The sequence below is a fragment of the Pseudomonas sp. AU12215 genome, from assembly GCF_001675465.2.
Classification (GTDB): Bacteria; Pseudomonadota; Gammaproteobacteria; order Pseudomonadales; family Pseudomonadaceae; genus Pseudomonas; species Pseudomonas nitroreducens.
In genome coordinates, this window is sequence record NZ_MACM02000184.1 from 44,094 (window position 1) to 57,096 (window position 13,003).

Sequence of the window (13,003 nt, forward strand, 5' to 3'; positions counted from 1 at the left end):
GCTCCGTAGCGCGAGCCAATCCTCAGAGTTTCATCACCAGCATGCCCGCCAGCACCAGGCTGCACGCCGCCAGACGCGGCAGGCCGAAGGGTTCCTTGAGGAAGCGCATGCCGAACAGCACCACCAGCAGCACACTGGTCTCGCGCAGCGCGGCGGCCTCGGCGATGGAGCCCAGCTGCATGGCCCAGAGCACCAGCCCGTAGCTGAGCAGCACGCAGAAACCGACGCTCAGGCCGAGCTTCCAGTCGTTGATCCAGAACTTGGCGAAGGCTCGGGTGCGCCCGCACAGCGCCACCAGCGGAAATGGCAGGCCCGACAGCAGCGACAGCCAAACCAGGTAGTCCAGCGGCTTGGGCCAGAGCTTGAGCGCGTTGCCGTCGGTCCAGGTGTAACTGCCGATGCACAGGCCCATCAGCAGCACGGTGGGATAGGCGATCCACGGCAGCTTCGAGCCGCCGCCGCCCTTGAGCAGGAACAGCATGCCGACCGGGATCAGCAGGATACCGAGGATCTGCTTGCCGGTCAGGTTCTCGCCGCCGAAGTAGAGGGTCAGCGCCAGCACCACCAGCGGCGACAGCCCGCGCATCAGCGGGTAGACCAAACCCAGGTCGCCGACCTTGTAGGCCTGGATCAGCAGCACGCGATAGACCAGCTGCAACGACACGGCGGCCAGCAGCCAGGGCCAGACTTCGGCAGGAGGAATCTCGATCCAGGGCAGCAGGAGCAGCGCGGCGGCGAGGCCGACCATGTCCATGCAGGCAACCACCAGCAGGCGGTCGTTGCTGAACTTGACGAGGGTGTTCCAGGTAGCGTGCAGCAGGGCGGCCAGCAGCACCAGGGTAGTGGCAAGCACGAAAACGAACTCCTGGTATAGACCAGATCAATTCTACCCTGAGCCACCCCATGCCGGGCAAGCGCTGGCTGTTTCGGACATTTCCACCTGCCTCCTCAGCCATAACTGGCCTAGACTGGGCCTTTTCGCCAGCACGAGCCTCTGCCATGCCACGCCTGATCAAGTTCCTGACCGCTTACATCCTCGTCACCCTGCTCTCCGGCTGCGGCTACAACGCCATGCAATCCGGCGACGAAGGCGTGAAGGCCGCCTGGTCGGAAGTGCTCAACCAGTACCAGCGCCGCGCCGACCTGATCCCCAACCTGGTCAGCACCGTGAAGGGCTACGCCGCCCATGAAGCCAGCGTGCTGACCCAGGTGACCGAGGCCCGCGCCAAGGTCGGCAGCACCACCCTGAATGCCGACCAGCTCGACGACCCGGAAGCGGTCAAGCGCTTCCAGCAGGCCCAGGGGCAGCTCAGCTCGGCGCTGTCACGCTTGCTGGTGGTCTCGGAAAACTACCCGCAGCTCAAGGCTGACGGCCTGTTCAAGGACCTGCTGACCCAGCTCGAGGGCACCGAGAACCGCATCACTGTCGCCCGTGGCCGCTATGTGAAGGCCGTGCAGGAATACAACGTGATGATTCGCCAGTTCCCGCAGGTGATCACCGCGAAGATCTTCGGCTACAAGCCCAAGGCCAACTTCAGCGTCGAGAACGAAGCCGCCATTTCCACCGCGCCTAAAGTGGACTTCGGCAACGCGCCGGCGCAGCCCGCACAATGACCTTGCCGCGCTGGCTGCTGGCCGCCCTGCTGCTGTGCTGGGCGGTCGTGCTGCAGGCGGCGCCGGTCGCCATTCCGCCGCTCAGCGCCCGCGTCACCGACCTCACCCAGACCCTCGATGCCGGGCAGCGCGCGCAGCTGGAAAGCCAACTCGCCGGCCTGGAGCAACGCAAGGGCGCGCAAATCGCCGTACTGCTGGTTCCCACCACTGGCGAGGACAGCATCGAGGACTACGCGGTGCGTGCTTTCGAGCAATGGAAGCTGGGCCGCAAGGGTGTCGATGACGGCGTGCTGCTGGTGGTTGCGAAGAATGACCGTACGCTGCGCATCGAAGTCGGCTACGGGCTGGAAGGCACCATCACCGACGTGCAGGCCGGCCGGATCATCCGCGAACAGATCGTCCCCTTCTTTCAGAAAGGCGACTTCGCTGGCGGCATCCAGGCCGGCGTCGACAGTCTGATCGCGCTGATCGAGCCGCCCTCCGCCGCAACCACGCCGGACGGCAGCGAAGACGAATTGCCGCATACCGGCCCGGCAGAAAACTACAGCGACGCTTACTCGAACCGCAACGCGACGGCCGCCGAGGAAATCCCGCCCACCCGCCTGGCAGCGCTACTCGGCCTGCTGGTCGGCGTGCCGCTGCTGGGCATGCTGCTGCCGGTGTCCTGGATGCGCCAGCGCAGCATGGGCCGCTACCTGCTGTGCAGCGTGCTGGTGGGCGGCATCGCCGCTGGCGTGCTGCTGGTCAGCGACGTCAATCCCGCCGCGCTGCAACAGCAGTTGATCGGCGCCTTCACGATCCCGCTGGTGCTGTACATCTTCTTCCTGCCGCCGATGTGGCTGACCATGGGCGTGCTGCAACTGCTCATGACGATCATCAGCTCGATCGGCCGCGGCGGGCGTGGAGGTGGCGGCGGCGGTGGAGGCTTCCGTGGCGGCGGTGGTTCCAGCGGCGGCGGCGGGGCCTCCGGCCGCTGGTAAACCAGGGCCCTCAGAGGGCGGAGACGCCCTGCTCTTCCTCGCGGATCGAGCGCAGCACCTGGCGCTGCAGGTCGATGAACTCGGCGCTGGCAGCCATGTCCTCATGGCGCGGGCGGCCGAGCTTGACGTCGAAGGTGGTCTTGATCCGCCCCGGCCCGAGCCCCATCACCACGATGCGATCGGACAGGTAGACCGCCTCTTCCACGTCGTGGGTGACGAACATCACCGTCAGTCGATGGGTTTCCCAGATGCGCGTGAGCAGTTCCTGCATCTGGTGGCGAGTCATCGCATCCAGCGCGCCGAAGGGCTCGTCCATCAGCAGAATCTTTGGCCGGTAGGACAACGCGCGAGCGATCGCCACGCGCTGCTTCATCCCGCCGGACAACTCGTTCGGGTAGGCCTCGGCAAACTTCGTCAGCTTCACCAGCTCCAGGTGCTCGTCGGCGATTTCGCGGCACTGTGCACGGGACAGGCCGGCCGCCTTGAGAGCGAACTCGACGTTCTGCCGCGCGGTGAGCCAGGGCAGCAGGGTGTAGGACTGGAACACCACGCCACGATCCAGGCCGGGGCCGGTGATCGGCACGCCGTCGACCTTCACATTGCCGCTGTCGAAGTCTTCCAGGCCGGCGGCGATGGACAGCAGGGTGCTCTTGCCGCAACCCGACGTGCCGACGATGGAAACGAATTCGTTGTCCGCCAGCGTCAGGTCGATGTTGCGCAGCACCTCGCGGCGCGACTGGCCGACCGCGAAACTCTTGTTCAGGCCGGAGATTTCCAAAGTCGCCATCAGTTGCGCCTCCGGTTGTAGCGGAACAGGACCTTCTCGCCGGCGCGCATGGCCTGATCGGTGATCAGGCCGAGGAAGCCGAGCAGCAGGATGTAGCCGATAATGGTGTCGGTCTGGAAGAAGCGCTGGGACACGGTGATGCGGTAGCCCAGGCCCGAAGTCGCCGCCACCAGCTCAGCCAGCACCAGCCAGGTCCAGGCCCAGCCGAGGCTGATCCGCAGGGCGTCCCAGATACCCGGCAATGCGCTGGGCAGGACGATCTTCAGGAGGATGCGGCGATCCGGCATCCCCAGCGTGCGACCAAGGCCGACGAAGTCAGCCGGCACGCGCTTGATCGCGTCCATCACCATCAGCACCTGCTGGAAGAAGGTACCGATCCAGATGATGAGGAATTTCTGGAAGTCGCTGGTGCCGGCCCAGAGGATGGTCAGCGGGACGAAGGCGACCACCGGCATGTAGCGCACGAAGTCCACCAGCGGCTCGGTGGCGGCTTTCCAGAAGCCGTAGCAGCCGGCGAAGACGCCGATGACGATGGACATCGCCGAGGACACCAGGAAGGCCACGGCGATGCGGTACACGCTGACCTTCAGGTCCGACCACAGCGTGCCATCAGCGGCCAGCTTGAGCATGCGTGCCCAGACATCGCCGGGCGCCGGCAGGAAGATCTTCGGCACCGCGCCGCTGGCGCCGGCCAGCCACCAGAGCAGCGCCAGCAGGACGAACACGGCGCCGCCGATGAGCAGGAAATGGCGCTGCGCGATCGGCTTGCCGATGGTGAACAGCGGGTTGGATTTGCGGGCTTTCATGTCGGGCTCGTCGAACGGAGAAAGACGCGCGCCGGCTCGGGGCCGGCGCGCGTGGTGTTTCAGAGAGTCAGAGGGCCTCAACGAAGCGCGCGTCGATGGCCTGTGCCGGGGTGACCGGCTGCTGCAGGATGCCGGCTTCGCTGGCGGCCTTCTGGATGTGCTCGAACGAGCCTTTCTGGAAGGAGCCCTTCAGCTCGGCCTGGTTCTCCTTCACCGAGTAGAAGTGCACGCCGTCAAAGGCGCTACTCAGCTCGGACTCGTCGGCGCCCACGCCCTTGGCGATGGCGGCGCGGCCTTCGGCGCTCTTCTCGTTGTAGTGCTTGAGGCCCGCTTCCCAACTCTTGATCAGCGCCAGCACCTGGCCGGGACGCTCCTTCAGCACTTCGTCGCGCACCACGAACACGTCGCTGATGATGCCCGGGTCATCCGAGCCCTTGTACAGCAGGTTGACCTTGGGGTTCTGCTGCTTGGCGGCGGACAGGTACGGCTCATAGGTGACGGCGGCCGGGACCTGGCCGGCGATCAGCGCGCTACCGGCATTGGCGGCGGGCATCGGCACCGGCTGCACATCGGCGAGGGTCAGGCCGGCCTTGCGCAGGGCGCTGTGCAGGAGGATGTCGCTGGTGGTGCCTTCTTCATAGGCGACCTGCTTGCCCTTGAGGTCAGTCAGGGTCTTGATCGACGGGTCGACGATCAGCGCGTCGGCGCTGGTGCTCTGGTCCAGCAACAGGACGATCTTCACCGGCAGGCCGGCGGCGACCATGGCCATGGCGGTGTGGGTGGCGAGGTTGCCGCCGTCGATCTGGCCGCTGGCCAAGGCGGCGTTCATGTCCTTGTCTTCGGTGAAGTTGACCAGCTCGACCTGCTCCAGGCCGTTGGCCTTGAAGGCGCCAGCCTGCTCGGCGACGTACCACTGGCCGTAGCCCAGCCAGGGCTGCATGCCCATCTTGAAGGTGCCGGCCTCGGGCTTAGTGTCGGCCTTGATCGCGGCGGCGTGCGCGACGCTGGCCAGCAGCAGGCTGGCGCAGGTGGCCACGGCCAGTTGGCGCAGCGCGGATGCGAAAGTGGTGTGCATGGTCTCTCCCCGGTCATTGTTCTGCAGGAACATTCTGCTGAGTGCAGTACTGCTGGATCGGCGGGGAGCAGCGTCGGCCCATGCCCGCCGTGGGCGGGCACAGGCTCACATTCAATCGACGCAAATGCAAAGGTTTTCGCCGCGGTTCGGCTTGGCTCCGGGCACGCAGGCAATCACCTTGGCGAGCCAGCCATCAGGGCTGGGGAATGGCATCGTCCTTGAACTGGTCCTTGATGTACTTGATCTCGGTGCGGCCGTGCGGCGCCGGCTGGCCATCGGGGCCGATGTTGACGAAGACCATCTTGTCCACCGTGAGGATGCTCTTGCGGGTGATCTTGTTGCGCACTTCGCAGGTCAGGGTGATCGAGGTGCGGCCGAACTCGGTGGCGGTGATGCCCAGCTCGATGATGTCGCCCTGGCGCGCGGAACTGACGAAGTTGATCTCCGAGATGAACTTGGTGACCACGCGCTGGTTGCCCAGCTGGACGATGGCGTAGATCGCCGCTTCTTCGTCGATCCATTTCAGAAGGCTGCCGCCGAACAGGGTACCGTTCGGGTTGAGGTCTTCAGGCTTGACCCATTTGCGGGTGTGGAAATTCATGGAAGCTCCTTCTTGGGAGGTTGCGCCTCGTGAGCGCGATGACGGGGAAAGCCCCGCCGGCTATGCAAGTCTGGACCCGGCCGGTGCCAGGCACCTTGCCATGGCTCAGCCGAGCCCGGCTTCGGCGCGGTACTGCGCCGCCTCGTCGACCAGCCAATCGCGAAAAGCGCCCAGGGTCGCCGATTCCACCTTGCGCTCGGGAATCATCAGGTAATAGGCATTTTCGCTCAAATAGGCATGTTGCATCGGCACGATAAGCCGTCCGTCGGCCAACTCGTGCTGGATCAGCATCGGCGGGATCAGCGCCACGCCCATGCCGTGCATCGCCGCCTGGGCGAGCATGGAGAACAACTCGTAGCGCGTGCCACTCATGTCGTGCGCCACGCTCATGCCCAGCGAACCGAACCACTGGCGCCAGGCGTAGGGCCGGGTGGTCTGCTGCATCAAGGGCAATTCGGCGATCTGCGCGGCGGACAGTTCACGGCACCCACCCAGCAGCTCGGGACTGCACACCGGCACCGGGTTCTCGTGCATGAGGAAGTTGGCCACCGTGCCGGACCACACGCCGTCGCCGAAATACAGCGCCGCGTCGAACTCGGTGTCGGCGAAGAGGAAGGGCCGGGTGCGGTTGGTCATGTTCACCGTGACTTCCGGGTGCAGGCGCTTGAAGTCCTTCAGCCGTGGCAGCAGCCATTGCGTCGCAAAGGTCGGCACCACCGCCAGCTCCAGCGTACCGCCGCCCTGCTGCCCCATCACTGCCAGCGTGTCGCGCTCCACGGCATCCAGGCGCTGGGCAACACGGCGGCTGTAGTTGAGCCCCGCTTCGGTCAGCTTCACCCCGCGCCGCGAGCGACGAAACAGCTCGACGCCGAGAAACTCCTCCAGCGTGGCGATCTGTCGGCAGATGGCGCTCTGGGTCAGCGACAGCTCGTCGGCGGCCTTGGTAAAGCTCTCGTGGCGGGCGGCGGACTCGAAGGCGACCAGCGCCGCGGTGGTCGGGATCTTGCGTCGCATCGAATGCCTCTTCGGAATATCGTGATGCACAGGAATCGCCATGAACGCCTGAAATAGAGGCGAGCAGGCAAAATCCAGCAGCAGCCCAGCAATTACGGAGTGACAAAATAGCACAACAGCGTGCGAATTAATCGGTTGCCCCGCTTCCCGACGGCTGACTAGGATGGCCCACACCGAGCCCGCCTAGACTTGTGCGGGTCTTTCACTGTCTGCGTTCGAGGTTCTCCATGGCGACCAAAGCAAGCTTCAACTGGGAAGATCCGCTGCTGCTGGATCAGCAACTCACCGAAGAAGAGCGCATGGTGCGCGACAGCGCCCAGCAGTTCGCCCAGGACAAGCTGGCCCCGCGCGTACTGGAAGCCTTCCGCCACGAGCAGACCGACCCGGCGATCTTCCGCGAGATGGGCGAAACCGGCCTGCTCGGTGCGACCATCCCCGAGCAATACGGCGGCAGCGGCCTGAACTACGTGTGCTACGGCCTGATCGCCCGCGAAGTCGAGCGCATCGACTCCGGCTACCGCTCGATGATGAGCGTGCAGTCCTCCCTGGTGATGGTGCCGATCAACGAATTCGGCAACGAAGCCACCAAGCAGAAATACCTGCCGAAACTGGCCAGCGGCGAATACATCGGCTGCTTCGGCCTGACCGAGCCGGACCACGGCTCCGACCCGGGCTCGATGATCACCCGTGCCAAGAAAGTCGACGGCGGCTACCGTCTCACCGGCGCCAAGATGTGGATCACCAACAGCCCGATCGCCGACGTCTTCGTGGTCTGGGCCAAGGATGACGAAGGCCAGATCCGCGGCTTCGTCCTGGAAAAAGGCTGGGAAGGCCTGTCCGCCCCGGCGATCCACGGCAAGGTCGGCCTGCGCGCCTCGATCACCGGCGAGATCGTGATGAACAACGTGTTCTGCCCGGAAGAAAACGCCTTCCCGGACGTGCGCGGCCTGCGTGGTCCGTTCACCTGCCTGAACTCCGCCCGCTACGGTATCTCCTGGGGCGCCCTGGGTGCCGCCGAAGCCTGCTGGCACACCGCTCGCCAGTACACCCTGGACCGCAAGCAGTTTGGCCGCCCGCTGGCCGCCAACCAGCTGATCCAGAAGAAACTGGCCGACATGCAGACCGACATCACCCTCGCCCTGCAAGGCTGCCTGCGCCTGGGCCGGATGAAGGACGAAGGCACCGCCGCCGTCGAAATCACCTCGATCATGAAGCGCAACAGCTGCGGCAAGGCCCTGGACATCGCCCGCCTGGCCCGCGACATGCTTGGCGGCAACGGCATCTCCGACGAGTTCGGCGTCGCCCGCCACCTGGTCAACCTGGAAGTGGTGAACACCTACGAAGGTACCCACGACGTCCACGCGCTGATACTCGGCCGCGCCCAGACTGGCATCCAGGCGTTCTTCTAAGCAATGCCCCGCGCTGGCCCGCCTGGGCCAGCGCACGCTTTACCTCTCGCCCGAGAGGCCCCGGGGAGGACCGTGGAGTCCCCGCACCGCGTCCTCCCCGCCCCTATCCAAGCTGCAGGTGATTGCATGTCCGGCGCCCTTTCGCACATTCGTGTCCTCGACCTCTCCCGCGTTCTCGCCGGCCCCTGGGCCGGGCAGATCCTCGCCGACCTCGGCGCGGAAGTGATCAAGATCGAGCGTCCCGGCAGCGGCGACGACACTCGCGCCTGGGGCCCGCCGTTCCTCAAGGACGCCGACGGCCGCGACACCAGCGAAGCGGCGTATTACCTCTCGGCGAACCGCAACAAGAAATCCCTGACCATCGACTTCACCCAGCCCGAAGGCCAGCGCCTGGTGCGCGAACTCGCCGCCAAGGCCGACATCGTGCTGGAGAACTTCAAGGTCGGCGGGCTGAAGGCCTACGGCCTGGACTACGAGTCGCTGAAAGCGCTCAACCCGAAGCTGATCTACTGCTCGATCACCGGCTTCGGCCAGTTCGGCCCCTACGCCAAGCGCGCCGGCTACGACTTCATGATCCAGGGCCTGGGCGGCCTGATGAGCCTGACCGGGCGCTCCGACGCCGAGGAAGGCGCCGGCCCGGTGAAAGTGGGTGTAGCACTGACTGACATCCTCACTGGCCTCTACTCGTCCACCGCGATCCTCGCCGCGCTCGCCCACCGCGATGTCAGCGGCATCGGCCAGCACATCGACATGGCGCTGCTGGACGTGCAGGTCGCCTGCCTGGCCAACCAAACCCTGAACTACCTGACCACCGGCAACCCGCCGCGTCGCCTGGGCAACGCGCACCCGAACATCGTGCCGTACCAGGACTTCCCCACCGCCGACGGCGACCTGATCCTCACCGTCGGCAACGACGGCCAGTTCCGCAAGTTCGCCGAGCTGGCGGGCCACCCGGAGTGGGCCACCGACGAGCGCTTCGCCACCAACCAGGCGCGCGTGGCGCACCGCGAGGTGCTGATCCCGCTGATCCGCCAGGCCACCGTGATGCGCACCACCGCCGAGTGGATCGCCGTGCTGGAACACGCCAGCGTGCCGTGCGGGCCGATCAACGATCTGGCCCAGGTGTTCGCCGATCCGCAGGTCATCGCTCGCGGGCTGCGCGTGGACCTGCCGCACCCGCTGGCCGGCACGGTGCCGCAGGTCGCCAGCCCGATCCGCCTGTCCGAGACCCCGGTCGAATACCGCAACGCCCCGCCGACCCTCGGCCAGCACACACAGGAAATCCTCGAAGGCGTGCTCGGCCTGGACCAGGCAGCCATCGGCAAGCTGCGCGAGGACGGCGTGATCTGACGTCCCCGTAGGGCGAATAACGCCTCGAGCGTTATCCGCCGTCCGTCGGCTCTGAAGCCAGAAGCGGCAGATAAAGCGCACCGCTTTATACGCCCTACAACTGACCATCGGCGCCCGCTCCAGCGGACGCCACCGATCCCCGCAACGACGCCCGCGCCAGGGTTTTCACGGCCCCTGGCGCGGGCGCGACGGGGATCCCGGTCGCGATCCACTGCGCGAACACGACCAAAAGCCTTTGGCTTGTCATGCGCCATGGCTATAATCCGCGAGCTTCAATAACGGCCGGCGCTGTCCGGTCGTTCCCGCCACCTGTCCGAGGGGCGCTGCAGCAGGTCGATTCGCTTCGGCTTGTCAGGCTCGAACAGGGCGCGTCACGGTCGGCTGCCGCCGATCGCCAAACGCATCAACGGCGCCCATTCGCAGACAACGAATGGAGTTACACATGAGCGCTGCTTTTACTGACTACAAAGTCGCCGACATTTCCCTGGCCGCCTGGGGCCGCCGCGAGCTGATCATCGCCGAGTCCGAAATGCCGGCTCTGATGGGCCTGCGCCGCAAGTACGCCGCCAGCCAGCCGCTCAAGGGCGCGAAAATCCTCGGCTGCATCCACATGACCATCCAGACCGGCGTGCTGATCGAGACCCTGACTGCGCTGGGCGCCGAAGTGCGCTGGTCCTCCTGCAACATCTTCTCCACCCAGGATCAGGCCGCTGCCGCCATCGCTGCCGCCGGCATCCCGGTGTTCGCCTGGAAAGGCGAGACCGAGCAGGAGTACGAGTGGTGCATTGAGCAGACCATCCTCAAGGATGGCCAGCCGTGGGACGCCAACATGGTGCTGGACGACGGCGGTGACCTGACCGAGATCCTGCACAAGAAATACCCGCAGATGCTCGAGCGCATCCACGGTGTCACCGAAGAAACCACCACCGGTGTTCACCGCCTGCTCGACATGCTCAAGGCCGGCACCCTGAAAGTCCCGGCGATCAACGTCAACGACGCTGTGACCAAGAGCAAGAACGACAACAAGTACGGCTGCCGTCACAGCCTGAACGATGCCATCAAGCGCGGCACCGACCACCTGCTGTCGGGCAAGCAGGCCCTGGTGATCGGCTACGGCGACGTGGGCAAGGGCTCCGCCCAGTCGCTGCGTCAGGAAGGCATGATCGTGAAGGTTTCCGAAATCGACCCGATCTGCGCCATGCAGGCCTGCATGGACGGCTTCGAGCTGGTCTCCCCGTACAAGAACGGCCTGAACGACGGCACCGAAGCCAGCGTTGACGCCGCCCTGCTGGGCAAGATCGACCTGATCGTCACCACCACCGGCAACGTCAACGTCTGTGACGCGGGCATGCTGAAAGCGCTGAAGAAGCGCGCCGTGGTGTGCAACATCGGCCACTTCGACAACGAGATCGACACCGCCTTCATGCGCAAGACCTGGGCCTGGGAAGAGGTCAAGCCGCAGGTGCACAAGATCCACCGCACCGGCGCTGGCGATTTCGATCCGGCCAACGACGACTACCTGATCCTGCTGGCCGAAGGCCGTCTGGTGAACCTGGGCAACGCCACCGGCCACCCGAGCCGCATCATGGACGGCTCCTTCGCCAACCAGGTACTGGCGCAGATCTTCCTGTTCGAGCAGAAGTACGCCGACCTCTCCGCCGAGAAGAAGGCCCAGCGCCTGACCGTCGAAGTACTGCCGAAGAAGCTGGACGAAGAAGTGGCCCTGGAGATGGTGAAAGGCTTCGGTGGCGTCGTCACCCAGCTGACCCCGAAACAGGCCGAGTACATCGGCGTGACCGTGGAAGGCCCGTTCAAGCCGGACACCTACCGCTACTGATGTACCAGAGGGCAGACGAGCAATCGTCTGCCCTCTTTGCCATTGGAAACCTTGCATGGACCTGCAGGACAGCTACAACCAGGCCTGGATCTTCGCCGCCGGCGCGCACGCCGGGCAGACGCTGACCGCCTCGACGCTGCCCTACGCGGTCCACCTGGCGATGGTGGCCAACGAAGTGATGGCGGCCGACCGCGAAGCGCCCATCGAGCGCCTGGCGGAGACCGTCCAGATTGCACTGCTGCACGACGTACTCGAGGACACCCCGGTGCCCTTCGAGGAACTGCAGACGGATTTCGGCGAGTTCGTCGCCGAGGGCGCCCAACGCCTGAGCAAGGTGGTGAATGGCGAAAAGCTGTCATTCGATACCTACCTCGAAAGGCTGGCAACCGGCGCGCAGCAATATGCGATCGTCAAGCTGTGTGACCGGATCACCAACCTGCAGCCGCCACCCTCGACCTGGGCGCGGAGCAAGATCGCCGAATACCATGGGGAGTCGCAGCGTATCCTGGCCGTCCTCGGCCATGTGCACGAGCCCAGCGCCGAGCGACTGCGCACGAAGATAGACCATTATCGCCGTTACTTCTGAAGTCGACGGCACATGCCGGCAGCCGCGCAATGATGTGGCGCCGAAGGAACGACCATGAGTCAGAAAGATCGCCGTTTCAGCTTCGAGTTCTTCCCCGCCAAGACCGAAGCCGGCCATGAAAAACTGCTGGCCACCGCGCGCCAGCTGGCAGCGAAGAAGCCCGACTTCTTCTCCTGCACCTACGGTGCCGGCGGCTCCACCCGCGACCGCACCCTGACCACCGTGCTGCAGCTGGACGGCGACGTGCAGGTGCCGACGGCCCCGCACCTGTCGTGCGTCGGCGACACCAAGGCCGAGCTCTCCGCCCTGCTGGCCCATTACAAGGACGCCGGCATCCGTCGCATCGTCGCCCTGCGTGGCGACCTGCCCTCGGGCATGGGCATGGCCAGCGGCGAACTGCGTTTCGCCAACGAACTGGTGGAATTCATCCGCGCCGAAACCGGCGACCACTTCCACATCGAAGTTGCCGCCTATCCGGAAGTTCACCCGCAAGCGCGCAATTTCGAGGATGATCTGGCGAATTTCGTGCGCAAGGTCAAAGCCGGCGCCGACTCTGCCATCACACAATACTTCTTCAACGCCGACAGCTACTTCCATTTTGTCGAGCGTGCGGAGAAACTCGGTGTCAGCATTCCGGTCGTACCGGGTATCATGCCGATCACCAACTACACCAAACTGGCCCGCTTCTCCGACGCCTGTGGCGCGGAAATCCCCCGCTGGATTCGCAAGCAACTGGAAGCCTACGGCGACGACATCGCCAGCATCCAGGCCTTTGGTGAGCAGGTCATCACCGACATGTGCGAACGTCTCCTGGAAGGCGGCGCACCGGGTCTGCATTTCTACACCCTGAACCAGGCTGAACCCAGCCTGGCGCTCTGGAACAACCTCAAGCTCCCCCGCTGAGGATCATTGCTCCGGGCTTACCGTCCACGATCCCGGCCAGC

Annotated in this window: 13 protein-coding genes and 1 riboswitch; of the genes, 7 read left to right on the top strand and 6 right to left on the bottom strand. The window is 65.2% G+C overall.

The genetic code is table 11. From position 1 onward, the window contains the following. Window positions 1-22: 22 nt before the first annotated feature. Window positions 23-853 carry an EamA family transporter gene (locus A9513_RS31995; RefSeq protein WP_065327938.1) on the bottom strand — a complete coding sequence of 277 codons (831 nt, stop codon included), beginning with the start codon at window positions 851-853 and terminating at the stop codon, window positions 23-25. Window positions 854-999: 146 nt separating this feature from the next. On the opposite strand from A9513_RS31995, the gene A9513_RS32000 reads away from it, so the two are divergent. Together A9513_RS32000 and A9513_RS32005 are read left to right on the top strand one after the other, a co-directional pair. Next, window positions 1,000-1,614 carry a LemA family protein gene (locus A9513_RS32000; RefSeq protein ID WP_037011389.1) on the top strand — a complete coding sequence of 205 codons (615 nt, stop codon included), beginning with the start codon at window positions 1,000-1,002 and terminating at the stop codon, window positions 1,612-1,614. Continuing rightward, window positions 1,611-2,594 carry a YgcG family protein gene (locus A9513_RS32005; protein WP_065327939.1) on the top strand — a complete coding sequence of 328 codons (984 nt, stop codon included), beginning with the start codon at window positions 1,611-1,613 and terminating at the stop codon, window positions 2,592-2,594. The genes A9513_RS32000 and A9513_RS32005 overlap by 4 nt, the downstream gene beginning before the upstream one ends. Before the next feature lie 10 nt (window positions 2,595-2,604). On the opposite strand, the gene A9513_RS32010 is transcribed toward A9513_RS32005, so the two are convergent. From A9513_RS32010 to gcvA, 5 genes are all read right to left on the bottom strand, one after another. Further along, window positions 2,605-3,381, bottom strand: a complete 777-nt coding sequence (locus tag A9513_RS32010; protein WP_065327940.1) for an ABC transporter ATP-binding protein — start codon at window positions 3,379-3,381, stop codon at window positions 2,605-2,607. Then, a complete protein-coding gene (locus A9513_RS32015) occupies window positions 3,381-4,187 on the bottom strand; it encodes an ABC transporter permease (protein ID WP_045215900.1) in 807 nt (268 codons plus the stop codon). The genes A9513_RS32010 and A9513_RS32015 overlap by 1 nt, the downstream gene beginning before the upstream one ends. A 67-nt stretch (window positions 4,188-4,254) precedes the next feature. Further along, window positions 4,255-5,262 carry an ABC transporter substrate-binding protein gene (locus A9513_RS32020; protein ID WP_065327941.1) on the bottom strand — a complete coding sequence of 336 codons (1,008 nt, stop codon included), beginning with the start codon at window positions 5,260-5,262 and terminating at the stop codon, window positions 4,255-4,257. Between the two features lie 193 nt (window positions 5,263-5,455). Further along, window positions 5,456-5,863 (bottom strand): acyl-CoA thioesterase, encoded by a 408-nt coding sequence (locus tag A9513_RS32025; protein WP_015479269.1) that lies wholly within the window; start codon window positions 5,861-5,863, stop codon window positions 5,456-5,458. Window positions 5,864-5,968: 105 nt separating this feature from the next. Beyond that, window positions 5,969-6,877 (bottom strand): LysR family transcriptional regulator, encoded by a 909-nt coding sequence (gene gcvA, locus A9513_RS32030; RefSeq protein WP_037011404.1) that lies wholly within the window; start codon window positions 6,875-6,877, stop codon window positions 5,969-5,971. A 227-nt stretch (window positions 6,878-7,104) separates the two neighbouring features. On the opposite strand from gcvA, the gene A9513_RS32035 reads away from it, so the two are divergent. From A9513_RS32035 to metF, 5 genes are all read left to right on the top strand, one after another. Then, window positions 7,105-8,286, top strand: coding sequence for an acyl-CoA dehydrogenase (locus A9513_RS32035; RefSeq protein WP_038803335.1), 1,182 nt, complete (start codon window positions 7,105-7,107; stop codon window positions 8,284-8,286). A gap of 126 nt (window positions 8,287-8,412) precedes the next feature. Next, on the top strand, window positions 8,413-9,636 hold the full coding sequence (locus A9513_RS32040) for a CaiB/BaiF CoA-transferase family protein (protein ID WP_065327942.1): 1,224 nt from the start codon (window positions 8,413-8,415) through the stop codon (window positions 9,634-9,636). Between the two features lie 309 nt (window positions 9,637-9,945). Continuing rightward, window positions 9,946-10,058: riboswitch (S-adenosyl-L-homocysteine riboswitch) on the top strand. Window positions 10,059-10,066: 8 nt separating this feature from the next. Then, window positions 10,067-11,473, top strand: a complete 1,407-nt coding sequence (gene ahcY, locus A9513_RS32045) for an adenosylhomocysteinase (RefSeq protein ID WP_024764176.1) — start codon at window positions 10,067-10,069, stop codon at window positions 11,471-11,473. Between the two features lie 55 nt (window positions 11,474-11,528). Beyond that, window positions 11,529-12,059 (top strand): HD domain-containing protein, encoded by a 531-nt coding sequence (locus A9513_RS32050; protein ID WP_024764177.1) that lies wholly within the window; start codon window positions 11,529-11,531, stop codon window positions 12,057-12,059. 54 nt (window positions 12,060-12,113) lie between these two features. Then, window positions 12,114-12,962, top strand: a complete 849-nt coding sequence (gene metF / locus A9513_RS32055) for a methylenetetrahydrofolate reductase [NAD(P)H] (protein ID WP_024764178.1) — start codon at window positions 12,114-12,116, stop codon at window positions 12,960-12,962. The last annotated feature ends 41 nt before the right edge of the window (window positions 12,963-13,003 follow it).